Origin of the sequence: Clostridium sp. Cult2 (assembly GCF_021655075.1) — a bacterium.
GTDB lineage: Bacteria > Bacillota > Clostridia > Tissierellales > Tepidimicrobiaceae > Schnuerera.
The window spans coordinates 1-24,958 of the sequence record NZ_PPXX01000089.1; the positions used below are offsets into that span (position 1 = coordinate 1).

The window sequence follows — 24,958 nt, forward strand, 5'->3', positions numbered from 1 at the left end:
ATTATAATGGTTAATGAATATAAACTTTATGAACCATCCTGGTGTCCTGGATGTGGAAACTATATGATAAGAACAGCCCTTAAACAAGCTTTAGAAGAATTAGGATTAGCTCCCCATGAAGTAGTTATTTCATCTGGAATAGGTCAGGCTGCAAAAATGCCCCATTATATAAAGGTTAATGGGTTTAATGGCCTTCATGGTCGAGCATTACCACCAGCTATAGGAATGAAAATGGCCAATAAGGATTTAAAGGTAATAGTTGAATCAGGAGACGGGGATACATACGGTGAAGGAGGGAATCATTTCATCCACACCATAAGGAGAAATATAGATATTGCCCATTTTGTCCACGATAACCAGATATATGGATTAACTAAGGGGCAAGCTTCTCCTACTACTTCTATAGGACAGAAAACCACTTTACAATTTGATGGGGTAAAGGTAGAGCCTTTGCAACCTTTGGCTTTAGCCTTAACCATGGGAGCAGGCTTTGTGGCTAGAGGATTTTCTGGAGATATTCCCCATTTAGTAGAGATAATGAAAGAAGCTATCAATTATAAAGGCTATGCTTTGGTGGATATATTCCAACCCTGTGTAGTATGGAACAAGGTAAATACCTTCGCATGGTATAAAGAAAAGACTTACCATTTACCAGAGGATTATGATTATACTGACAAAGAAGCAGCTTTCAAAAAAGCTATGGAATTTGGAGATAAAATACCTATTGGCATTCTATATAAAGTTGAAAAAGAAACCTATGAAGACAAGTTTCCGTTTATAAAGGAGGGACCACCTCTTGTAGATAGAGAGTTGGACCCAATGGAGGCAGAAAAACTTCTTAAAGAATTCATGTAAAAGGATAGCCTAGGCTATCCTTTTATGTGAGTCTTCCAAGGTTCTTAAGTGAGCATTGTCAAAAGTTTGCCATTAAGGAATCAATTTGATGATAGCATACTTTGGTTGATTGCATAAATTATTAAAGGTTGAGCTCATAGATGTTAAATAACTTATTTTACTGACATAAGTTTTTATTAGAGTTTAGAATATAAACAATCAATGTAATTATCAGTAAGTGTTACCATTTTAAAAGCTTCCATAGTAGTATAATCATCTATGGAAGCTTTTAATTTTCATAACGTTATTGTTTTTAGAAAGTATCAAAATAGTAGTGCTGTTTTCTTTTAAATTATAAAACTAATCTTTTTCCTTTTTTGTTTCCCCTTCATCTTTTTCCTTACATGGTTCTTCAATAATTTCCATAGAACAACAGGATGATTTTTTAGGTTTTAAAATTTTAGAAAAAACTGAATTCTTTTTTTTAGCCATATTATCACCTCCTACTACATAATTATGTTAAACACATATCCTGTAATGATTGCTACAGTAAATATGGAAAGAACAAATGCAATCATCATATTCTTTTTAAATATAGAGCCTAATAACGAAAGCTCTGGAATACTTGCACCAGCACCACCTATAATAAGTGCTACCATTGTCCCATAGCCTACCCCTTTATCAATAAGTATCCTTGCAATAGGTATCATTGTTTCTGTCCTTATATACATAGGAATGCCAATCAAAGCAGCAATAGGTACTGATAATATATTTGATTTTCCAGCAAAGTTAGATAGTAGATCTTCAGGAACAAATTCATATATGAATGAGCCTATACCAGCACCAAGAAGTAAGTATAAAAATACTTGTTTAAATAGAACTAAAGATTCAAAAAAGGCGTATTTAAAAGCTGCTATATTTTTTTCTAAAAATGTGCCTTCAAGATTTTCATAAACTATTTCACCACTTTGTTCGCCTTTAATACTTACATTCTTAACTTCCTTTTCAAAACCAAACTTATCAAGTAACAATCCAACAATAACTGCAAATATAAAAGTAAAAGCGGTGTAGATAATGGTTGCTTTAAGGCCAAAAAATGTTAAAAGCAATGCTATAATTGCAGGATTTAATATAGGTGATGTTAATAGGAATGATATAGTTCCTGAAAAAGGGGCACCACTTTTTAAGAGTCCTACTAAAATAGGGACAGTAGAACAGGAACAAAAAGGTGTTACAGCTCCTAGAACAGCTCCTAATATACTATTTAGACCTTTTCTAGGAGTAGTAAGTATTCTTTTAATTTTGTCTTTTGATAAGTAAATTTGAATTAAAGCTACAAGGAAGCTAATTCCAATAAAAAGTAACAATAATTCCCCCATAAGAAATAAAAACATTTTTCCTACTTCTTTTAAGCTACTCATTTGAAACATTATGTATCCACTCCTTCATATTTATATTTTTTAAGATATTTTCCAACAATTTATAAGCTTCACTATTTTGGTTCAATGAGTAGTAATTCCATACAGCAACTTGTCTTTTATTAATGATATCTGCTTCATACAATATTTTAAGGTGGTAGGAAATGCTAGACTGACCGATATCAAAATAATCACCTATATCGCAAACACACCTGTCATCGTTTACATATAGATATAAAAGGATTTTAATGCGAAATTCATCAGCCATAGCATTAAAAAGTTTAGCATAGTTACTTAACAATTCTATCCCTCCTTCTTAAACATCAAAAATATTTGGTTTATATATCAAAAATAATTGATATATCTATTATTATATTATAGACATTTTCCAATTTAGTCAATTATATTTAAAAAATTTTAGATAAGGATTGACAATTAAAAATTAAAGTTATAGTATATGAGTATAAACGGATATAGTCATATAGTTAGTAAGCAATAGATTTATTACGGAGTAAAAAAATAAAACAAACGTGCAAAAATTTTATATAAAAGATGGGAAAATAGCTGTTAATAGTTTTCATCATGAAGGAATAAAAAACAGGGAAAGATTTTGAAGCAACAGAAAAATTTTTGCAAGAGAATTAAACATAGATATAAATAAACTATTAATCAATAATACTGTTTATGGAAAATTTAAATAATATAGATTTATTCAAAAAGATAATGTTTATGATTATATTTGATATTGCACCTATAGGCTACATATTAGAACTTTTAAAACTTCCTATGGCTTACTCTAACTGCTATTAATTTAAAAGAGCATGTTTTTATGGTGGAATATCTAATGGTATAATTTGGGATAAGATTAACGAAGAACTAAGTAAGTAATTTTTAATATGGAAACCTAAATAAAAAATAAAAACTTTAAAATGTTAGGAGGCGTATAATTATGAAAAATAATAATACTAAGTTAGGTAACCAAGGTTTAGGAGTTTTCCAAAAGTATCTTACTATATGGGTTGCATTATGTATTATAGTAGGTATACTTATTGGGAAATATATACCATCAATTCCTAAAACACTAAGCAAATTTGAGTATTACAATGTTTCTATACCCGTTGCTATACTAATATGGCTTATGATTTATCCAATGATGTTAAAAGTTGATTTTTCTAGCATTGTGGATACAACTAAGAAACCCAAGGGACTTATTGTTACCTGCGTAACAAATTGGCTTATTAAGCCTTTTACAATGTATTTAATTGCATCATTCTTTTTAAAAATTGTATTCAAAGCATTTATACCAGGAAATCTAGCTACAGAATACTTAGCTGGAGCAGTATTACTTGGGGCAGCACCTTGTACTGCTATGGTATTCGTGTGGAGTCATCTAACTAATGGTGACCCTGCTTATACTCTTATTCAGGTAGCCATAAATGATTTGATTATATTATTTGCTTTTACACCTATAGTAGCATTTTTATTAGGAATAAGTGATGTAACTGTACCCTATGGAACATTGATATTATCAACTATACTTTTTGTGGTTATACCTTTAACTGCAGGATATTTAACAAGGAAATCAGTCATTAAAAATCGGGGTATTGAGTATTTTGAAAATGAGTTTTTGAAAAAATTTGATAATATTACTATAATAGGGTTACTTCTTACTTTAATTATTATTTTCTCCTTCCAGGGAGAGATAATTCTTAATAACCCTCTTCACATAATATTAATAGCAATACCATTAACCATCCAAACTTTCTTCATATTTACTATCGCATACGGATGGGCAAGATTATGGAAGTTACCTCATAGCATTGCTGCTCCAGCAGGTATGATTGGTGCAAGTAATTTTTTTGAATTAGCTGTTGCTGTTGCTATCTCACTATTTGGTTTAAAATCTGGAGCTGCATTGGCCACAGTAGTTGGCGTACTAACTGAAGTTCCTATTATGTTAGCTTTAGTAGGAATAGCAAATAGAACAAAAGGATGGTTTCCAAAAGAGGGATAATAATAAGAGGTCAGTAATTTCTAACTTCTTATATTATAAAAAATTGGCAAGAAAAATTACATAAAATACTATATAAATAAGAGTAAATACATTTATATGATAATAAGGAGGTAGTATTTATGGATTGTTGTCAGCCACAAAATAATAAATGTGCATGTAATACAGGATGCTGTGGAGATGTAAATATAAGTCAAGTTGAGGAAAGCAAAAAAATAATCATTGACTTTTTATATTTAGACCTGGATATCTGTACTCGATGTCAGGGAACAGATGAAGGTCTTGATGAAGCCATTGAAGATATAGCAGGGGTACTTCAACTAACAGGTGCAGAGGTAATGGTAAATAAAATTCATATTGAGAGTAAAGAAATGGCAATACAACACAAGTTTATTAGTTCACCTACCATACGGGTTAATGGAAAGGATATACAAATGGAGGTTAAAGAATCCCTTTGTGAGTCTTGTGGTGATTTATGTGGTGATACTATTGATTGCCGGGTATGGGTATATAAAGGGAAGGAATATAATGCTCCACCAAAAGCAATGATTATTGACGCTATTCTTAGTGAAGTATATAGTGATAGCGAAACATCTTTAAATAATGTGTATAAGGAAGAAACATATCAATTATCCGAAAACTTGGAGAGGTTTTTTGAATCTATTGATAAAAACAAGAATCTAAATAACGAATAGCAAATTATATAAAAACTTCTGAAGAATAGGGAGGTGATATTAATGGATTTAATACAGGTTATGAAAGCCCTTGCTGATGAAACCCGAATGAGGATACTAAATATATTAAAAGATGAAGAATTATGTGTATGTGAAATTGAAGCAGTACTTGATATAACACAATCAAATGCCTCCCGACATTTAAACAGGCTCACCAATGCAAAAATACTAGATAATTATAAGGTTGGGAATTATGTGTATTATAAAATAGATAAAGATGGAATAAGAGAATATCCATTTATTAAAGAAATTATAGAAGAACATACTATAAAGTATGATTTGTATCGAAAGGACTATGATAGATTGAAAAAATATAAGAAAAGTGGTCTTTCTTGTGATGAACTTAAGGAAGGTTATTTTTTGAAAAACTTTAAGGAATAGTTTATGGAGGGAACAAGATGAAACCAAAAGTGGCATTTATATGTGTTCACAATTCATGTAGGTCTCAGATGGCAGAAGCATTAGGTAAATTATTCGCCTCAGATATTTTCGACTCATATTCAGCAGGGACAGAAACTAAGCCTGAAATCAATCAAGATGCAGTGAGAATAATAAAAGGTATATATGGTATTAATATGAATGAAACCCAGGAACCTAAGTTACTAACAGATATTCCAGAAGTTGATATAGTTATAAAAATGGGCTGTAATGTTGTTTGCCCATTTTTACCTTCTAAGCATCAAGAAGACTGGGGTTTAGATGACCCTACAGGAAAAGATGATGAAGAATTTATTAAAACAGCTAGAATAATTGAGAAAAAAGTAAAAGATTTAGCAGAAAGAATAAAAAATAAGGAAATATAACTATAATCTAAAAAGGTCAGCGAAGGTTGATCTTTTTTATATGAAATTTTCTATAAATAATTCAATATTTTTAATGTTAAGTTGTTGACAAATATAAGGAAAAGAGTTATTATACACACATGACCATATAGGCATATGAGTATATAGGGATATTATATAAAAACAACAAGGAGATATATAGACTATGACAAATAAAACAAAACTATATTTACTTACAGGTTTCTTAGGTGCAGGAAAAACAACTTTTCTTACCAATGTACTAGAAGATTTATCAGAAAATAAAGTAGCAGTGATAATGAATGAATTTGGCAAAGTGGGAATAGATGGAACTATAATTGAAAAAGAAGGAATGGAGCTTGTAGAATTAAATAGGGGCTCAATATTCTGTTCTTGCTTACAGCTTTCTTTTGTATCCGCTTTGACAGAGATGGCAGATAGAAATATGGAATATGTTTTTGTCGAAAGCTCAGGGCTTGCTGACCCATCTAATATAGGAGAATTTCTAGAAGCTGTAAAAGTTGCTAAAGGAGATGTATATGATTATAGTGGAGCAATTTGTATAGTTGATGGAGTAAACTACCAATACTCTTGAAAATAAACCAAAGACTTTGACCTTAACCTATGATGGAGAATTAACTAAAGAAAAGCTTACTCAGTTTTTAGATATTATTAAAAAAGATAGCTATAGAATAAAGGGTTTCTATAAGCTGGAAGATGGATGGAGTCAAGTAGATGTTGTTAATAAAATAATAGACTTTAAACCAACTGATAAAGGTGAAAATATATCTGAGCTAGTAATAATATCTAAGATAGGTCCTCAAATAATTAGACCAATATTTAATGCTTGGGAAGGAGTAGTGGGTAAGGAGATGAAGCTAAGATAAAAGGAGTGAAAAAATGGAGAGGCTAATCAATTATTTTAAACTACTTTCAGATGAAACTAGGCTAAGGATAATGGTACTTCTATACCATAATGAGTTTTGTGTATGTCAGATAACTGGGATGACAGGAATATTTCAACCTAATATATCAAAACACTTAGCTAGACTGAGAGATATGGGATTAGTAAAGGATGAGAAGAGAGAACAATATTCTTATTATTCATTAAATATTAAAGATAAATTATTTGAAGATATACTTAAAAAAATAGTTCCTAATGTAGAAGATTATCCAATTCTAAAATCTGATATAGAAAAGAGTAAAGCTGCAGAAAAGTATATTGAGCTAACAAGTATGAATAAATAAAAATAGGTGGTGATTTTAATGAATATTATATCAACAATATTTAGTTGGTTAAACGCTCAACTTTTGAAAATGGAATGGCTTTGGAAATTAGTAGAGGTTTTAGTTGAGAGAGTATTTGGTCTCTCTATGGAAAGTAAGATAGGAGGAAGTGTTCACTTTTTTATCTATGATGTTATAAAAATTTTCATATTATTAGCTGTATTGATATTCATGATTTCCTATATCCAAAGCTACTTTCCACCAGAAAAAACTAAGAAAACACTTGGAAAATTTAAAGGTATAAAAGGAAATATATTAGGAGCATTATTAGGTACAGTAACACCATTTTGTAGCTGCTCTAGCATTCCAATTTTTATTGGATTTACATCAGCAGGATTGCCATTAGGGGTTACATTTTCTTTCTTAATATCTTCACCTATGGTTGATTTGGCTTCTTTGCTATTACTAATGTCATTCTTTAAGGTTAGTACATCTGTAACCTATGTAGTCGTAGGGCTGATAATTGCAGTTATAGGTGGAACTATTATTCAAAAATTAGGTATGGAAAAGTATATTGAGGGTTTTGTATGGGGAGCTCAAAATATTGATATAGAATCTGGAGAAATGACCCGTAAAGATAGAATAGACTTTTCTATAGACCAAGTTAAAGATATATTTAATAAAGTTTGGATATATGTTTTACTCGGAGTTGGAGTCGGAGCAGCTATTCATAATTGGATTCCACAATCAATTATAGAAAAAATCTTAGGTCAAAATAATCCGTTTTCAGTTTTAATTGCTACATTTATTGGGATACCAATATACGCAGATATATTTGGAACCATTCCAATAGCAGAGGCTTTAGTTGCAAAAGGTGTAGGAATTGGTACAGTATTAGCTTTTATGATGGGAGTAACCACATTATCACTACCTTCCTTAGTAATGCTAAGCAAGGTAGTAAAACCAAAACTATTAGCAACATTTATAGCTATTGTAGCAATAGGAATAATAATTATGGGATATTCATTTAATGCTTTATCATTTCTATTTATGTAAAAGGAGGAATTAAAATGGTAATTAAAATTTTAGGTACTGGATGTAGTAAATGTGGTAAATTAGAGGAAAATACAAAAAAAGCAATAGAAGAGCTTAAAATTGATGCATCTATAGAGAAAGTTACTGATTTTAAGAAAATTATAAAATATGGTGTTATGCAGACACCTGCTCTTGTAATTGATGATAAAGTTGTAGCAGCAGGTAAAGTGTTATCAGCAGAAGAAATAAAAAAATATTTGTAAAATGTATATAATTTAAACCCCTATAATTATAGGGGTTTAAATATTTGACATTGATTAAAATTATACTATAGAAATGAAAGATTTCTAGAAACTATAAAAACATACTATGTATCTAAAATATTAGACATGAATAAATGTGTTGACAAGGGAAACATTTCTTGATTATATTTATATGATAAAATAATTAATTGACTAACCTCAATTGCATTAGGAGCTGCTTATTTAGCAGGATTAGCTGTAGAGTTTTGGGTAGATAAAGATGAGATTGCAAGAAGAGTTAATTAATAACTTACTAGGGTATAACATACATAGGAATTTTTGTTCTGTTGGATAAAGAATTATTGAAAAGGAGGGTTTTAATTGGATTATACCATTTTAGTAGGTGGTGCAGCAGGACAAGGTATGGATACCTTTGCCCATCTATTAGAAAAAACTTTAAAACGTTGTGGGTTTTATGTGTTCACCTATAGAGACTATATGTCTAGAGTCAGAGGTGGCCATAATTTTATCCAAACTAGATTTTCAGACAAACCTATTTTTACATATACAGAAGGGATAGATTTAGTATTCCCATTAAATGAAGAAACTGCAGAAATTCATAGTAATATGTTGAATAACAAGGGAGTACTAATCTGTGATGAGGAAATTGGAAAAGGAGAAAAGGTAATCCATCTACCTTTGAAGAAAATATTAAAGGAAATAAATAACCCAAGAGTCTATAATACCATAGGTTTAGGTGCCATTATTAAATACTTTGGATTACCAATTAATATCCCAGAAGAGTTAATAAAGAATCTATTCCCTGAAAAGATAGCCCAGATAAATATTGAAGCCTTAAGGGCAGGATATGAGGCCATAGAGGAAAGACATAGATTAGAATTATTAGAAGATGATAAAATAATAATAAACGGTAATGAAGCCTTAGCCTTAGGAGCCATGTCAGCGGGATGTAAATTCTATTGTGGTTATCCTATGACTCCTTCCACTAGTATATTATCCTATTTCTCCTCTAAATCAGAGGAAATGGGAATAATGGTAGAACAGATAGAGGATGAGGTAGCAGCCCTTAATATGGTATTAGGAGCTTCCTATGCAGGTGTAAGAGCCATGACTGGTTCTTCAGGGGGTGGAGTAGCTTTAATGGTGGAGGCATTGAGTCTATCTGGCATCATTGAATTACCGGTGGTATTGGTAAATGCTCAAAGGTCAGGGCCAGCTACAGGTATGTCCACTAGGACTGAACAAGGAGATCTTAGATTTATGATTCATGCAGGTCATGGAGAATTTCCTAGAATGGTTATAGCTTTAAGAAACCCAGAAGATGCCTTCTATCAAACAGCTAGGGCTTTTAATATAGCTGATAAATATCAGATACCGGTAATACTATTAACAGATCTATACCTAGCGGATTATACCCAGACAATAAAACCCTTTGATTTCAGTAAGATTAAAATAGAAAGACATATTTTTGGAGAAGAAAAGATAAAAGATGAAGAATATAAACCCTATAAATTCACAGAAAACGGCGTATCCCCTAGGATAATTCCAGGGAAAATACCAGGACAAGTAGTCCTTGTGGATAGTCATGAACATGATGAATTGGGGCATATTACAGAAGACCCAAGGATTAGAACCAAAATGGTAAATAAACGTTTAAAAAAATTTGAAGGACTAAAAGAAGAAGTAGAAGAACCTTGGCATATAGGAGATGAAAGGCCAGAGAATTTAATAGTATGTTGGGGTTCTACCTACGGAGTAGTCCAGGAAATAATAGATAGATTGAGAGGAGAAGGAATATCCATAGGAGCTTTAATATTTGGAGATATATGGCCCTTTCCAACAAAAAGACTATTAATTTTTGGTAAAACTGCCAATAGAATAATCGATATTGAACAAAATGCTACAGCTCAACTAGATAGTTTAATAAGAGAAGAAACACCTTATGAATCCAGTCATAAAATACTTAAATACGATGGAAGGCCTTTTAATGGTGATGAACTCTATAGAAGGATTAAAGAGGAAGTATTAAAATAACCAAAGGTTGGGGAATATAGCCTAAGTCTATGGGTAGAATATATATAATGATATTTTAGAAAGGGTTTGGTTTAATGAATGAAAAAAATATAAAGAATCCAAATAAATTAATCTATGAAAAATCCCCCTACTTACTTCAACACGCCTATAATCCTATTAACTGGTATCCTTGGGGAGAAGAAGCCTTTCAAAAAGCCAAAGAAGAAGATAAACCTATATTTTTATCTATAGGTTATTCTACCTGTAGATGGTGTCATAATATGAATAGGGAGTCCTTCCAAGATGAAGAAGTGGCTAGTATATTAAATGAATACTATGTGCCTATAAAAGTGGATAGGGAGGAAAGGCCAGATATAGATAAGGTATATATAACCTTTGCTGAAGCTTTAACAGGGAGTGCTGGTTGGCCTCTTACCCTGTTATTGACACCTGATAGAAAGCCCTTTTTTGCTGGAACCTATTTTCCAAAAAGGTCTAAAAGAGGACTTACTGGGCTAATAGATTTATTAATGAAAATTAAGGATACTTGGAAAGAAAGAAAAGAAGATATAATTAGCGAAAGTGATTATATATTAAAAGAAGTAGACCTAAGATATAATAGATATTCTAAAGGGAGTATTCATGAAGATATATTAAAAACAACTATGGAAGAACTAGAAAACAACTACGACAATATAAATGGAGGCTTCTCCCTTAGACCTAAATTCCCATTACCTCAGTATATACTCTTTTCCTTGGAATATGGCTATAATATAAATAATCAAAAAGCATTGAATATGGCAAAGAATACTTTAGATAATATGTATAAAGGAGGAATATTCGACCATATAGGGTTTGGATTCTATAGATATTCTGTAGATGCAAAATGGTTAGTTCCTCATTTTGAAAAGATGTTGTACGATAATGCTCTATTAGCCATGACCTATATTAGGGCCTATGAAATCACCAAAAATCCTTTATATAAAGAAATTGGAGATAAAATATTTGAGTTTGTCTTAAGGGATATGGTTTCAGAAGAAGGGGGTTTTTATTCTGCTTTAGATGCAGAAACAGAAGGTGAAGAAGGGAAATACTATGTATTTGAATATGATGAAATAATAAATCTATTAGGGGAAGATTTTGGTAAGTATTATTGTAGTTATTATGATATAACAAAAGAAGGAAACTTTGAGGGAAAGAATATTCCTAATTTAATTGAAAAGGACTTAGATGATATAAGTGAATTAGATATGAATAAATTGGATAGCATGAGAGATATGATTCTATCCTATAGAGATAAAAGGGTGAAACCTCATAGAGATGAAAAGATTCTTACTTCCTGGAATGGACTTATGATAGCTTCTTTAGCCTATGGAGGCAAGGTGTTGAATAAGAATCTATATATAAAAAAAGCAAAAGAAGCAGCAGATTTTATAATATCTAATTCAATAGATGAAAAAAAATATTTATTATCCACTCATATAGATGGGAAAAGTTATAATTATGGATTTTTAGAAGACTATGCCTTTTTCATATATGGATTATTAACTCTATACCAAGTAACTAAAAAGGAAGCATATCTAGAGATTAGTAAAAAGTTAAAGGATGATATGATAAAATTCTTTTGGGATGAGAAGGATGGAGGATTCTTTTATTATAGCCATATATCAGAACAATTAATTTTAAGGCCAAAGGATTTTTATGATGGTGCAATACCCTCTGGTAATTCCTTTGCGGCTCTTAGTTTTCAAAAGCTATCCAGTATAACAAAAGATGAAGAAGTATATAAAAAATTCAACGAAACTTTGTATACCATTGGAGACAGTATAAATAAGAACCCAACAGCTCATATTTATTCTATATTAGCATTTACTTCTTTTGCTATATAAAAAAATATATATTTACTATTATGAACAATTATGCTATACTGTAATATAATATTTTATAAATAGAAATTTTTAAAAACTATGACTTGGTAAAGTAGAATATATATAGTATTACAGAGAGGATTCCAATTGGTGGAAGGAATCTATACAAATATATTTGAAGTGCACCAAGGAGTTTTTAGTCGAAATTCAAGTAGACTTAAACGGTTGTTCCCGTTACAGAACTAGAGTATGTTAGTACTCGAAGAGATGGGATTTAATCCCAAACAGAGTGGAACCGCGAAAGTTACCTTTTGCCTCTGTATATTTATTATACAAGAGGTGAAAGGTTTTTTTATTTATACAATAATCAATAATATAAATCAAATTTATTAGGGGGAGATAAAATGGAATATTACAATATTAATAATACTATTGGAAGAACACCTTTAGTTAAATTAAATAATATGATAAAAGCCAATATGGCGGATATATTTGTAAAAGTAGAATCTTTCAATCCAGGTGGTAGCATAAAGGATAGACCTGCCCTATATATGGTTAAAGATGCAGAGCAAAAGGGTATACTAAAAAAAGGCAGTACCATTATAGAACCAACTAGCGGTAATACAGGAATTGCTCTTGCTATGATAGGCGCAGCAAAGGGTTATAAAGTAATTATAGTAATGCCTGACACTATGAGTATGGAAAGAAGAAAACTTATGAAAGCTTATGGGGCAGACTTAATACTTACAGATGGAAAATATGGAATGGCAGGTTCAGTAGAATTGGCTAAAAATCTAGCTTCTAAAGAGGGATACTTTTTACCAGACCAATTTGGGAATATTAACAATGTAATAGCCCACTATGAAACTACAGGTGTAGAGATATTGGAGGGTATAGAAGGAGAAGTAGATGCCTTTGTAGCAGGAGTAGGCACAGGAGGAACTATAACTGGAGTAGGGAAAAGATTAAAGGAGGCAAATCCAAATACCTTAATCTTTGCAGTAGAGCCTGGCAAATCCCCAATTTTATCTGGTGGAAAACCAAGTAGTCATGGAATTCAAGGGATAGGAGCTAATTTTATACCAGATATATTGGACATAAATATAATAGATGAAATAATAAAAGTTGAAGATGAAGAGGCATTTTTGCAAACTAGGAATATTGGGAAAGAAGAGGGTATATTTTGTGGCATATCTTCAGGGGCAAATATTCATGCTGCATTGATTATTGCTGAAAAATTGGGTAAAGGTAAAAAGGTTGTAACGGTTTTACCTGATACGGGAGAAAGATATCTTTCGACAGAACTATTTAGTGGAGAGTGATATTATGATTAGATTTATTAAAGAAGAAGCAAAAAACATATTGGAAAAAGATCCAGCAGCTAAAAACTTAATGGAGGCAATACTATGTTACCCAAGTTTAAAGGCGCTGATTTACTATAAATTAGCTCATAGACTATATAAGAAGAAAAGATATACTTTATCCAGAATTATATCTCAAAGGGCAAGAAGGATTACTGGAATAGAAATTCATCCTGGAGCAAAGATAGGAAGAAATCTATTCATTGATCATGGAATGGGAGTAGTAATTGGTGAAACAGCAGAAGTGGGAAACAATGTAACCATGTACCATGGAGTCACTTTAGGAGGTATTGGAGGAGAGCCAGGGAAAAAGCGTCATCCTACTGTGGAAGACGATGTAATGATAGGAGCTGGGGCCAAAATATTAGGTCCTATAACCATAGGCAAAGGAGCAAAAATAGGAGCTAATGCAGTTGTCCTAAAGGATGTACCTCCTCATACTACAGTAGTAGGTATGCCTGGAAGAGTTGTGAAATATAATAAAGATGATTATTTAATGTATGTAATTTGATCAAAATAGTTTACTTTTATATAAAAATGTGTATAATGAAAATAACAGATAAATATTTAACCATAATCAAGAGTAGTAGATATAATAAAGGTCAAAAGCGAATCGGGGATGGTGGAAGCCTGGTGGTACTATTATATTGAATGGACTTGAGAGTTAGTATCTGAAACTTTAGTAGGATATTAGGGTTAATCACCCTTAATAGATTAAAGTGGGCTATAAGCCAATTAGAGTGGTACCACGGAAGTAACCCTTTCGTCTCTTATGTAGAGATGAAGGGGATTTTTTATTTAGGAGGTATATAAATGGAGAGAAAAGTTGTATTTAGTGGTGTCCAACCATCAGGAGGACTTACCATAGGAAACTATATAGGAGCTATAAAGAACTGGATATCATTACAAGATGAATATGATTGTTATTTTTCCATAGTAGATTTACATGCTATTACAGTACCTCAAGTGCCAAAGAATTTAAGGAAGAATACTTTAGAGGTATTGGCTATATACTTAGCTAGTGGATTAGACCCAGAAAAGTCCACCATATTCATCCAATCCCATGTACCTGCCCATCCAGAACTAACATGGGTACTTAATAGCATTTCCTATATGGGACAATTAAGTAGGATGACTCAGTTTAAAGAGAAATCTAAAAAATCTGAAGAAAATTTAAATGCAGGTCTATTTACCTATCCAGTATTGATGGCTGCAGATATTTTATTATACCAAACGGATTTAGTCCCAGTAGGAGAAGACCAAAAGCAACATCTAGAATTAGCAAGGGATTTGGCAGAAAGATTTAATAATAGATATAGCCCTACCTTCAAAGTACCAGAACCTTTGATAAAAAAAGAAGGGGCTAAAATAATGAGTCTCCAAGACCCAGGGAGCAAAATGTCCAAATCTGATGAAAATGAAAATGGATATATTTTAATATTAGAAAAACCAGATGATATTAGAAGAAAAATCAAAAGAGCAGTAACAGACTCTATAGGAGAGGTAAAATACAATAATGAACAATTAGGGATTAAAAATCTAATGAATATATATAGTGTATTTACAGGAGAATCTATAGAACGAATTGAAAACAAATATGAAGGAGTTGGCTACGGAAAGTTTAAAGAAGATGTAGCTGAGGTAGTTGTTGAAGGTTTATCTCCAGTTCAAGAAAAATATGATGATTTGATGAAAAACAAGGACTATCTAGAAAAGGTATATAAAGAAGGAGCAGGGAAGGCTAATTATGTAGCTACTAAAACTTTACGAAAAGTATATAGAAAAGTAGGATTTATTCAAGGATAATAAGATAAGGGACTGTTTGAATAGACAATCGTTCAAAACAGTCCCAATTATTTATTTAAATACTCTTCTACCGGAGTGGAAGTGGTTGCTATAATAACCAGAGCTAAGATTGGATATAATAACTCCTCTACTTCTAGTAGAACTGGAATGGATAAAGTTGCCATCTCCTATATATATACCCGCATGACTTGGGCCTTTTCTATATGTACCATGGAAGATAACCAAGTCTCCTATTCGTAAATTTTCTTTACTTATTTTTTCACCTGCGCCAGCTTGATCTATAGATGTACGAGGTATGGTGATTCCATTTTGTTTAAACACAAACTGAGTAAACCCCGAACAATCAAAGCCTTTAGAACTAGTACCACCATAACGATAAGGTGTGCCAATATATTTTTTAGCTGTATTTATAATTTTTATTCCTAAATCGCTAATTGTAGAACTTCCTCTACTGCTAAAGGGTTTGACTCTTCGTTTATTACCCTTTAATGCCTCATTTATGGCTTCAATGGTTTCAGCTCCAGCTGTGCCATCTACTTTAATGCCATATAAATTTTGGAAACTCTTAAGAGCTTCTTTGGTTTGTGAACCAAAATATGTAGTACATTCATCTATATCCAGAAATCCTAATATTTTAAGCCTTTCTTGAAGAGCTTTTATATCTTCACCATCTAATCCTTCCTTTAATAATCGTTCATATACTAAGGGTTCTAATTCTATTACCTTCTTTAATGCCTCAAAGGTATCAGGACCAAAAGAGCCATCTGGATTTAGCCCTTGAGAACTTTGGAAACTCCTTACAGCTTCAACGGTTAAATCTCCGTAATATGTAGTGGTTTCATCTAGGTCTAAATGATTTAAGTTTACAAGGTGTTGTTGAAGAACTTTAACATCCTCATGTTCCATCCCCATTTTTAATATTTGATCTCCTAAATCAGCTTGTACAAATATTGGATTTATTATTAGAGTGCTAGCTACGGTAATAGTTAATAAGGTCTTTTTCAAAGGATTACTATTAGTCATCAAAGAACAACTCCTTTTTTCCATTTGTAATATTAATTGTAATTATTATTAGTATATAATAAATTTGATAATAAATAAAGAGAAATTGTAACTATTTTGTAAACATTTTTGCCCAATTATAAATGCAACTGTCCAAGATGGCTATTATAGTCTATTTTGTTCTATCATCTTTTTATTATTCCTTTTATGCATTGGAGAAGAATTATTTCATTCTGAAGATCGTGAAGAATCTTTTATAAAGACTCTCCACAACCTTCAGGTTGAAGAAATAAATAAGTTTAAGATTATTTTATAATATTTTATTTTTTGATGTTCTCCATGGCTTTTTCTGCAAATTTAGTTGTTACTATCTTTTCATAATCCGCTCTTTTTTCTAATTCACCAGCTAATTCCATAATAACCATCATATGGTTTAGTCCTTCTTCTGTAATGATTAAATCCGGTTTCCAACTATCCTGTTCTCTATATCTATCAATCAATGCTATTAAAACCTCATCATCTGTATCTGGAAATTGTGGTTTCACTGCCTTTGCAATTTCTTCAGAGGTATGGTTTTGCACCCATATCATCCCTTTATATATGGCATTAGTAAACTTTTGTACTAACTCAGGTTCTTTTTCTATTATACTCTTCGTTGTACAATAACATGTATAAGGTATATACCCTCCTTCCCTACCAATGGAAGCGACCACATAGCCCTTACCTTCTTTTTCTAAAGTAGCAGCAACTGGTTCAAATAGTGCAACATAATCTCCTTCGCCACCTACAAAGGCACCAGCTAAAACATCGAATTGGATATCTGTTCTTAAATCAACATCTTTACCTGGAGTAAGGCCGTGTTTCTTAACTACATATTCTAAAGTCATGAAAGGCATTCCACCTTTTCTACCACCGAGAACTTCTTTTCCTATAAGTTTATTAAAAGTAAAATTTGGATCTGGTTCTCTTGCTACAAGGAAAGAACCATCTCTTTGAGTTAATTGGGCAAAGTTTATTGCATAGTCACCTCTACCTTGATTGTATACATATACCGAAGCTTCAGGTCCCATGAATGCAACATCCGCTTCTCCACTTAACAATGCTGTCATACATTTATCTGCTCCTTTGCCATCTGTAAGTTCAATTTTAATTCCTTCTTCTTCAAAAAATCCTTGGGTTATTGCAACATATTGGGGTGTATAAAACAGGGAGTGTGTAACTTCAATAAGTCTAACTTTTCTCAGTTCATCTTTTTTACATCCTGTTAAACCCATTGCTAGTAATATTACAACCATCAAAATTAAGGAAATTAATTTAAAAACCTTTGACAAATATATCCCTCCTATAATATTATAAGAATAATAAGTGGTCTTATATAGATATAATATTCTAATTATTATTTTTGGTTACTAACAAAATAATAGATTATTGAAATGAGGTTATATTATGAATATTCCTAATATGTTAACTATACTAAGAATCATATTAGTGCCAATATATTTATTACTATTTTATTCAGCAAAGGAAAGTCACCTATTATATGCAGGTATAGTATTTATAATAGCTGGAATATCGGATGTACTAGATGGTTATATAGCACGGAAATATGATTTAATAACTAAAGTGGGAGCTGCCTTAGATCCTTTAGCAGATAAATTGATGACTTTTGCTGTACTCATAAGTTTTACTACAGCCAAACTTATACCCTCTTGGGTTTTAATAATAATTGGGGCTAAGGAAGTATTGATGATTATAGGGGGATTTGTACTCTATCTATTAAAAGATAATAAAGTCCTTCCCTCCAACAAGTATGGGAAAATAGCAACGGTTTCTTTTTATGCTGCAATACTTTCCATAGTATTTAAATTTCCCAATCCTAATTTTACAAAGTTATTGATATTAACTACCGTTATATTAAATATATTAGCCTTTATAAACTATCTAGCTATCTACTTATCTAAAGATAGCAAAAACTATATTTGATAAAGTTGACAAAGTTCAATATTATTTGTATAATATTCTCTAACAATTCTATATATTACGATGAGGAAGAGGAGTAAGTAATTATCCTATACAGAGAAAAAAGTCCATGGGCTGAAAGGCTTTTGTAGGCAATGATTACTGAAGGTAGCTTCTAAGTATTCCAGCTGAAAACAAGTAAGCTAGAACGGCTAATCCGTTATAAATTTTGAGAGCCATAATATTTATTATGGAATTAAGGTGGTACCGCGATTTTACCCTTCGTCCTTTATATAAGGATGAAGGGTTTTGTTATGTCAATTGAAAAAAAGAGGAGGAGTTAAAATGATAGAGAATTTACCTAAAACCTATAATCCCAAAGATTTTGAAGATAGATTATATGAATTTTGGAATGAAAAGGGATATTTTAAAGCTAAAGTAGATAAAAACAAAAAGCCCTATACCATTATGATGCCACCACCAAATGTTACAGGAAATCTTCATATGGGCCATGCATTATATACCTTACAAGATATACTTATTAGATGGAAGAGAATGGAGGGTTATGAAGCTCTATGGCTGCCAGGAACAGATCATGCCAGTATTTCTACAGAAGCTAAAGTAGTAGAAAAAATAACCTCTGAAGGAAAGAGTAAGGAAGAATTAGGTCGAGAAGGTTTTCTAGAAGAAGCTTGGGAATGGACTAGAAAACATGGTGGAAATATAAATAATCAATTAAAAAAACTTGGAGCATCCTGCGATTGGAGTAGAGAACGATTTACTTTAGATGAAGGTTTAAGCAATGCAGTAGAGGAAGTATTTATTAGACTATACGAGAAAGGTTTAATATACAGAGGAGACAGGATTATCAACTGGTGTCCAAACTGTAGAACAGCCATATCCGATGCAGAGGTAGACCATGAGGATTCAATGGGCTACATTTGGCATATAAGATATCCTATTAAGGATGAAGATGGATATATAACCATAGCTACAACAAGGCCAGAAACAATACTAGGAGACTTAGCTATTGCTGTAAATCCTAAAGATGATAGATACAAAAATCTAGTAGGAAAAACTGCTATTTTGCCCTTGCTAAATAGGGAAATACCAATAATAGAAGATGACTATGTAGAAATGGAATTTGGTACTGGAGCGGTAAAGATAACCCCTTCCCATGACCCTAATGACTTTGAAGTAGGAGAAAGGCATGGATTAGGTCAATGTATAATACTTAATGAAGATGGAACCATAAATGAAAATGGTGAAAAATATAATGGACTGGATAGATATGAGGCAAGAAAAAGAATAGTAGAGGATTTAAAAGCAGAAGATTATCTAGTTGAAATAAAAGACCACGATAATAGTATAGGCCATTGTGAAAGATGCAAGACAGTAGTAGAACCTTTAATATCCAAACAATGGTTTGTAAAGATGGAGCCTTTAGCAAAACCAGCTCTAGATGCTTATAATGATGGGAAGTTAAACTTTATACCTGATAGATTTGGGAAAATATATACCCACTGGCTAGAAGATATTAGAGACTGGTGTATTTCTAGACAGTTATGGTGGGGACATAGATTACCTGTATATTATTGTGAAGATTGTAATGAAATAATGGTTTCTAAAAATAAACCAATTAAATGTACTAAATGTGGTAGTACTAATATATATCAAGACCCAGATACATTAGACACCTGGTTTTCATCAGCCTTATGGCCTTTCTCAACATTAGGGTGGCCAGAGAAAACTGAGGACTTAGATTACTTTTTCCCAACGGATACATTGGTAACTGGGTATGATATCATATTCTTCTGGGTAGTTAGAATGGTTTTCTCAAGCCTAGAACAAACAGGAGAAGTACCCTTTAAAGATGTATTTTTAACAGGATTAATAAGAGATGCAGAAGGTAGAAAGATGAGTAAATCCTTAGGAAATGGTATAGACCCATTAGATGTTATTCGTGAATATGGAGCGGATGCATTGAGATTTACTTTAATTACTGGGAATACACCAGGAAATGATATGAGATTCTATATGGAAAGAGTGGAAGCCAATAGAAACTTTGCAAATAAATTATGGAATGCTACTAGATTTGTATTGATGAACCTAGATGAAAAAATAGCATTAGAAAAAATAGATAGAAATAATTTAGAAGAAGAAGACAAATGGATATTGTCCCGCATAAATAGAATCATAGAAGAAGTTACATCAAATCTTAATAGATATGAAATTGGAATGGCAGCTCAAAAAATTCAAGAATTTATTTGGGATGAATATTGTGACTGGTATATTGAAATGGTTAAACCTAGATTATATGGGGACAATGAAGAAAGCAAGGAAACAGCCCAAAAGGTGCTACTTCACATATTAGAAAAGACATTAAAATTATTACATCCATTTATGCCCTTTATTACAGAAGAAATTTGGAGACATTTACCTGAAAGGGAAGATGCATTAATTGCAAGTCATTGGCCAATCTGTAATGAGGAAGACATAAACCTAGAAGCAGAAAAAAGAATGGCTTTTATAATGGAAGCTATTAAGGGTATAAGAAATGCAAGACAGGAGATGAATATAGCACCTTCTCGAAAAGCTACCCTAATATTTGTTACTAAGGATGATAAGATTGAAGATATGATAAACTATGGCAAAAGATACTTTATTAACTTAGCCAGTGGAGAAGATATTAAAATTGAAAAAGACAAATCCAATCTTGGTGATGAAAATATATCCGTAGTATTGAATAGATGTGAAGTGTTTATTCCATTAAAAGATTTAATAGATTTTGATAAGGAAATAGAAAGATTAGAAAAAGAGAAAGAAAAATTAGAAGGAGAACTTAAAAGGGTTAAAGGAAAACTTTCAAATGAAGGATTTATTCAAAAGGCACCAGAACATGTAGTAGCAAAGGAAAGAGAGAAACAAAAGAAATACGAAGATATGATGAATAAAGTACTAGAAAGACTAGAAAGCATAAAATCCAATAAATAAAGGTGAGGAAAGGGTATGAACTACGTAGAGGCTATTAATTATATAAATGATAAAAATAAATTTGGTTCTAGATTGGGATTAGATACTATAGGAAAGCTATTGGGCTTACTTGGAAATCCACATTTAGATATGAAATACATCCATGTGGCTGGAACCAATGGTAAAGGTTCTACATCTGCATATATGGCTACCATATTAAAGGAAGCAGGTTATAGGGTAGGTTTCTTCATTTCACCCTATTTAGAAAGGTTTAACGAGAGAATATCTATCAATGGGGAAGATATTCCTGACCAACGGTTGGCAGAAATAACGGAAAGGATTAAGGAAAAAATAGAAATAATGCTTAAAGAAGGATATGAGCATCCCACCACCTTTGAAATAGTGACTACTATAGCCTTTGTATATTTTAAAGAAGAAAATGTGGATTATATAGTATTAGAAGTAGGTTTAGGAGGTAGGTCTGATTCCACAAATATTATCAAGAATTCTTATGCTTCCGTTATAACCACAATAGATTATGATCATATAGATGTACTAGGAGATACTCTAGGAAAAATTGCTTACGAAAAAGCTGGTATCATAAAAGAGAATGGCTTAGTAATATCCTATCCTCAAGAAGAAGAAGCTTTTAAGGTAATAAAAGAAGTATCTTTAGAAAAGAAGGCAGAATTAATCCTTTGTCCAATGGAAAATGTAGAAATAACTTATTTAGGCCAAGATGGGGGAGTTTTCAATTTTAAATATAATAATCAAATTTATAAGGATATTGAGATTAGTTTAATAGGAAAACATCAAATATATAATGCTACTTTAGCGTTGATGACAATGTTGGTTATGAGGGACAAAGGCTTATTTCATCTAACAGATGAACAGATTAGAGAAGGCCTTAGAAAGACCAAATGGCCAGGAAGACTTGAAATAATAAAGAGAAATCCTACATTCTTAATCGATGGGGCCCATAACCATCAAGGAGCAAAGATTTTAGCAGAAAGTATAAAAAGTTTCCAATACAATAGGTTAATACTTGGAATAGCAATACTTAAAGATAAAGATGTAGAACATATAGTTGAGGAATTAGTATCCTTAGCAGATGAAATTGTTATTACTGAAGTAGATATGCCTAGAAAAATGGAAGCAGTAGATTTAGAAAAAATAATAAACAAATACAATAGAAATACTCATATAGAGAAGGATATAAGAAAAGCCATAGAAAAAAGTTGTCAATTAGCAGAAGATAGAGACTTAATTGTATTTGGTGGTTCCCTATACCTAATAGGAGATGTAAGAAAAATTTTGTTAGAAAATAAATAGTATATGTAACCTTCCTATAGAATAAACATATTTATAGATTCTATAGGAGGTTTTTTTTATGAATAAAGTAAAATTATTTTCCTACAAAAATTTAACAAATGACCAACTAATTAATTTTACTTTAGATGAAATGGAAAAATTAAAAATCTTGTCTAATTTTTGTGATTCTTATGAATATGAAAGAAAAGCGTCTTTAGTAAATCAATTGATAATTGAAGTCAAAAGAAGAAATTTATCCATAAAGAAACCCTTGTTAGCTAAAAGAATTTTTACCAAATAATTAAATAGATTTTTATCACCTTAACCCACTTACAAGCATAGATTAACTTATATATGGTGGATGGAGGTGAGAAATTGATATTAAGGGGAAAAGTGTTAGTTGCAAACACTGGAGACGATACATTGACCTTTATTGATTTTGATGATAAAAATAAAGAAACAATAGATCTATTGAAAATTGCTAGCCATAATACTAGAAGAACTATCAGGCTAGAAGGATATTTAATTGGTCCCTATGATATTGTTTCCAATGGTCATGGTTATATTTATTGTACCAATGTTTACGACAACTCGGTTTTTAAAATGGATTTAAATAACAATAAAATAATAGATATTTTAGCTGTAGGCAGCTATCCAACTTGTATAAAATATTTCGACAAACATCTCTATGTAACCAATACAGATTCTAATTCCATATCCATTATAGATGAAGAAAGTTTTTCTTTAGTTGAAAATATTCCAGTAGGTGAGAAACCTACATATATAGAAATAGATGAAATAAATATGAATATTTATGTAGCAAATAGCAATGGATATAGTATAGACGTTATAAGTTTAAAGGAAAATAATCATAGCATTATCAAATTATGTAACAATCCTATCAAGATTACCCTCTTTGAAAATCATATTTATATTCTATCTAATGTAAATAATGGATTAGATAATAATAGTAATATATCTATTATCAATTTAGAAACCTATAAGGAAGAAAGCAATACTCAACTTGAAGGAATTTTTAGTAATATGCTAAAAATCAATAATAGGGAAATTATTTTCATTACAAGTATGGAAAATGGTTATATATATCGAATGGATATAAGAGGAAGAAATTTATTAAGCAAGACCTATTTAAAAGGCATGCCTAATAAACTAGAATGGAATGGAGAAAATACCCTATTCATTTCTAACATTTCAACCAATATGCTAACCTTATTTGATATAAATGAAAATAGAATAATTAAAAACATTAAAGTGGGGAGAGAACCCAATGGAATATTAATCTTCTATTGAAGTTATTTCTTCATCAACTAGCATATTTAATACATTTTTGTAAATGTTTTCAGTATTGTTTTTCCAAGTATCACAGATTTTTTCTGCTTGTTTAGCAGTAGCTACATTGATATAGAGACTAAATAGAGTTGAATCATTTTCCACAAGCTTTAAATTAACCATAAATTGGCTATCATCTTTTTGAAAATATTCACATAATACTTGAGTTGCTTTTATTTCATTTTCTTTTATTTTAATGAATTCATTTGTGATTTCTTCTTTAATATTTCGATGGATTCTATCTTCAAAGTAGGATAAAGTTGCTTTCCCTTTATCCAATATGTGGTATACCTTTGTGTCTTCTTCAGCTAGATATTCTATAAAATTGGATTTCACTAATTCAGACAAATATTGTTGTATTAGAAAATAATTCATATAATTGTTTTTTAATACAAACTCAGTAATTTTGTCATTAGTCAATGGTTTTTCAGATTTGTCAATTATATATAACAAGAGCAGCTTATTTTGAGCCAGCTCTTCAGTATTTTCAATAAACATATTGGACACCTCTTCAAATATAATATAATTATATTAAATTATATCATAATAAAGAGGTAAGTGGAATTCCACTTACCTCTTTTGATAAGTTACTTATTTGCCATTTGATTTTGGGCAGTCTCTACTAGTTTCTTTACCATATAACCACCTACATATCCATTTACCCTAGATGGCAACTCACCTTTATCTATACTATTGTAATTACTCAATCCTAATTCACTAGCTATTTCTAATTTCAATTGTTCTAGAGCTTGCCTTGCTTCTGGGACTAATATTTTATTATTATTAGCCATTTTTCCTCCTCCTTACAACAACATATTTAAGTCGTTGTACTAATAATATAACCTTTTTTTATTTAAAATATCCTTGTAAAAATTAGAAAGAAATTATTGAAAAACAATAAAATTTTGATTTTTAATTATATGTAAAGAATTACTAAGAATTAATCATATATTTCTAGGGAAAATAATATTAATAAAATAATAATTTTATTTT

Annotated in this window: 27 protein-coding genes and 3 other annotated features; of the genes, 20 read left to right on the forward strand and 7 right to left on the reverse strand. The window is 31.1% G+C overall.

The window, feature by feature from the left end; translation table 11 throughout:
- Positions 1-6: 6 nt before the first annotated feature.
- A complete protein-coding gene (locus C3E90_RS08990; protein ID WP_236915328.1) occupies positions 7-855 on the forward strand; it encodes a 2-oxoacid:ferredoxin oxidoreductase subunit beta in 849 nt (282 codons plus the stop codon).
- Positions 856-1,194: 339 nt separating this feature from the next.
- Here the strand turns inward: C3E90_RS08990 and C3E90_RS13335 are convergent, their stop codons facing one another.
- From C3E90_RS13335 to C3E90_RS09000, 3 genes are read right to left on the reverse strand one after another with little or no spacing between them, the layout of a single operon-like run.
- Positions 1,195-1,326, reverse strand: coding sequence for a hypothetical protein (locus C3E90_RS13335; RefSeq protein ID WP_272879109.1), 132 nt, complete (start codon positions 1,324-1,326; stop codon positions 1,195-1,197).
- 14 nt (positions 1,327-1,340) lie between these two features.
- On the reverse strand, positions 1,341-2,264 hold the full coding sequence (locus C3E90_RS08995) for a permease (RefSeq protein ID WP_236915306.1): 924 nt from the start codon (positions 2,262-2,264) through the stop codon (positions 1,341-1,343).
- Complete coding sequence (locus C3E90_RS09000; protein ID WP_236915307.1) at positions 2,248-2,553, reverse strand: ArsR/SmtB family transcription factor; 306 nt, start codon at positions 2,551-2,553, stop codon at positions 2,248-2,250. Before C3E90_RS09000 ends, C3E90_RS08995 begins: the two co-directional genes overlap by 17 nt.
- Before the next feature lie 648 nt (positions 2,554-3,201).
- On the opposite strand from C3E90_RS09000, the gene arsB reads away from it, so the two are divergent.
- The 14 genes from arsB (at position 3,202) to trpS (ending at position 15,370) form a co-directional block, all read left to right on the forward strand.
- Positions 3,202-4,266, forward strand: a complete 1,065-nt coding sequence (gene arsB, locus C3E90_RS09005) for an ACR3 family arsenite efflux transporter (RefSeq protein WP_236915308.1) — start codon at positions 3,202-3,204, stop codon at positions 4,264-4,266.
- A gap of 119 nt (positions 4,267-4,385) precedes the next feature.
- A complete protein-coding gene (locus C3E90_RS09010) occupies positions 4,386-4,958 on the forward strand; it encodes a DUF2703 domain-containing protein (RefSeq protein ID WP_236915309.1) in 573 nt (190 codons plus the stop codon).
- A gap of 42 nt (positions 4,959-5,000) precedes the next feature.
- On the forward strand, positions 5,001-5,378 hold the full coding sequence (locus tag C3E90_RS09015; protein ID WP_236915310.1) for an ArsR/SmtB family transcription factor: 378 nt from the start codon (positions 5,001-5,003) through the stop codon (positions 5,376-5,378).
- Between the two features lie 17 nt (positions 5,379-5,395).
- Entirely contained in the window at positions 5,396-5,800 is a 405-nt protein-coding gene (locus C3E90_RS09020; RefSeq protein ID WP_236915311.1) for an arsenate reductase ArsC, read from the forward strand.
- A gap of 184 nt (positions 5,801-5,984) precedes the next feature.
- Positions 5,985-6,392: a CobW family GTP-binding protein gene (locus C3E90_RS13525; protein ID WP_336513025.1), complete on the forward strand. Its 408-nt coding sequence runs from the start codon at positions 5,985-5,987 to the stop codon at positions 6,390-6,392.
- Positions 6,393-6,408: 16 nt separating this feature from the next.
- Positions 6,409-6,684, forward strand: a complete 276-nt coding sequence (locus C3E90_RS13530; RefSeq protein ID WP_336513026.1) for a GTP-binding protein — start codon at positions 6,409-6,411, stop codon at positions 6,682-6,684.
- Positions 6,685-6,697: 13 nt separating this feature from the next.
- On the forward strand, positions 6,698-7,045 hold the full coding sequence (locus C3E90_RS09030) for an ArsR/SmtB family transcription factor (protein WP_236915312.1): 348 nt from the start codon (positions 6,698-6,700) through the stop codon (positions 7,043-7,045).
- Positions 7,046-7,063: 18 nt separating this feature from the next.
- Positions 7,064-8,080 carry a permease gene (locus tag C3E90_RS09035; RefSeq protein WP_236915313.1) on the forward strand — a complete coding sequence of 339 codons (1,017 nt, stop codon included), beginning with the start codon at positions 7,064-7,066 and terminating at the stop codon, positions 8,078-8,080.
- Positions 8,081-8,094: 14 nt separating this feature from the next.
- Positions 8,095-8,322, forward strand: a complete 228-nt coding sequence (locus C3E90_RS09040; protein WP_236915314.1) for a thioredoxin family protein — start codon at positions 8,095-8,097, stop codon at positions 8,320-8,322.
- A 360-nt stretch (positions 8,323-8,682) separates the two neighbouring features.
- Positions 8,683-10,356 carry a 2-oxoacid:acceptor oxidoreductase subunit alpha gene (locus C3E90_RS09045; RefSeq protein WP_236915315.1) on the forward strand — a complete coding sequence of 558 codons (1,674 nt, stop codon included), beginning with the start codon at positions 8,683-8,685 and terminating at the stop codon, positions 10,354-10,356.
- A 74-nt stretch (positions 10,357-10,430) separates the two neighbouring features.
- On the forward strand, positions 10,431-12,224 hold the full coding sequence (locus tag C3E90_RS09050) for a thioredoxin domain-containing protein (RefSeq protein ID WP_236915316.1): 1,794 nt from the start codon (positions 10,431-10,433) through the stop codon (positions 12,222-12,224).
- A gap of 69 nt (positions 12,225-12,293) precedes the next feature.
- Positions 12,294-12,525, forward strand: a binding site (T-box leader).
- An 82-nt stretch (positions 12,526-12,607) separates the two neighbouring features.
- Complete coding sequence (cysK, locus tag C3E90_RS09055; protein WP_236915317.1) at positions 12,608-13,525, forward strand: cysteine synthase A; 918 nt, start codon at positions 12,608-12,610, stop codon at positions 13,523-13,525.
- Between the two features lie 4 nt (positions 13,526-13,529).
- On the forward strand, positions 13,530-14,075 hold the full coding sequence (gene epsC, locus C3E90_RS09060) for a serine O-acetyltransferase EpsC (protein ID WP_236915318.1): 546 nt from the start codon (positions 13,530-13,532) through the stop codon (positions 14,073-14,075).
- A gap of 53 nt (positions 14,076-14,128) precedes the next feature.
- Positions 14,129-14,338 (forward strand) — a binding site (T-box leader).
- Positions 14,339-14,377: 39 nt separating this feature from the next.
- On the forward strand, positions 14,378-15,370 hold the full coding sequence (gene trpS, locus C3E90_RS09065; protein ID WP_236915319.1) for a tryptophan--tRNA ligase: 993 nt from the start codon (positions 14,378-14,380) through the stop codon (positions 15,368-15,370).
- Between the two features lie 51 nt (positions 15,371-15,421).
- Here the strand turns inward: trpS and C3E90_RS09070 are convergent, their stop codons facing one another.
- Together C3E90_RS09070 and C3E90_RS09075 are read right to left on the reverse strand one after the other, a co-directional pair.
- Positions 15,422-16,393 (reverse strand): C40 family peptidase, encoded by a 972-nt coding sequence (locus C3E90_RS09070; RefSeq protein WP_236915320.1) that lies wholly within the window; start codon positions 16,391-16,393, stop codon positions 15,422-15,424.
- A gap of 299 nt (positions 16,394-16,692) precedes the next feature.
- Positions 16,693-17,703 carry an ABC transporter substrate-binding protein gene (locus tag C3E90_RS09075; protein WP_442870572.1) on the reverse strand — a complete coding sequence of 337 codons (1,011 nt, stop codon included), beginning with the start codon at positions 17,701-17,703 and terminating at the stop codon, positions 16,693-16,695.
- A 115-nt stretch (positions 17,704-17,818) separates the two neighbouring features.
- Here C3E90_RS09075 and pgsA point away from each other — a divergent pair, with 115 nt between their 5' ends.
- From pgsA to C3E90_RS09100, 5 genes are all read left to right on the forward strand, one after another.
- Complete coding sequence (gene pgsA / locus C3E90_RS09080; RefSeq protein WP_236915321.1) at positions 17,819-18,355, forward strand: CDP-diacylglycerol--glycerol-3-phosphate 3-phosphatidyltransferase; 537 nt, start codon at positions 17,819-17,821, stop codon at positions 18,353-18,355.
- A gap of 51 nt (positions 18,356-18,406) precedes the next feature.
- Positions 18,407-18,624: a binding site (T-box leader), on the forward strand.
- A gap of 52 nt (positions 18,625-18,676) precedes the next feature.
- Positions 18,677-21,325: a valine--tRNA ligase gene (locus tag C3E90_RS09085; protein ID WP_236915322.1), complete on the forward strand. Its 2,649-nt coding sequence runs from the start codon at positions 18,677-18,679 to the stop codon at positions 21,323-21,325.
- Positions 21,326-21,340: 15 nt separating this feature from the next.
- Positions 21,341-22,636 (forward strand): bifunctional folylpolyglutamate synthase/dihydrofolate synthase, encoded by a 1,296-nt coding sequence (locus tag C3E90_RS09090; RefSeq protein WP_236915323.1) that lies wholly within the window; start codon positions 21,341-21,343, stop codon positions 22,634-22,636.
- A gap of 58 nt (positions 22,637-22,694) precedes the next feature.
- Positions 22,695-22,916 carry a hypothetical protein gene (locus C3E90_RS09095; protein WP_236915324.1) on the forward strand — a complete coding sequence of 74 codons (222 nt, stop codon included), beginning with the start codon at positions 22,695-22,697 and terminating at the stop codon, positions 22,914-22,916.
- A gap of 74 nt (positions 22,917-22,990) precedes the next feature.
- On the forward strand, positions 22,991-23,926 hold the full coding sequence (locus tag C3E90_RS09100) for a YncE family protein (RefSeq protein WP_236915325.1): 936 nt from the start codon (positions 22,991-22,993) through the stop codon (positions 23,924-23,926).
- On the opposite strand, the gene C3E90_RS09105 is transcribed toward C3E90_RS09100, so the two are convergent.
- Together C3E90_RS09105 and C3E90_RS09110 are read right to left on the reverse strand one after the other, a co-directional pair.
- On the reverse strand, positions 23,912-24,463 hold the full coding sequence (locus C3E90_RS09105) for a DUF4364 family protein (RefSeq protein WP_236915326.1): 552 nt from the start codon (positions 24,461-24,463) through the stop codon (positions 23,912-23,914). The two genes, C3E90_RS09100 and C3E90_RS09105, sit on opposite strands and share 15 nt — an antisense overlap.
- Positions 24,464-24,552: 89 nt before the next feature.
- A complete protein-coding gene (locus C3E90_RS09110; RefSeq protein WP_236915327.1) occupies positions 24,553-24,756 on the reverse strand; it encodes an alpha/beta-type small acid-soluble spore protein in 204 nt (67 codons plus the stop codon).
- Between the last annotated feature and the right edge of the window lie 202 nt (positions 24,757-24,958).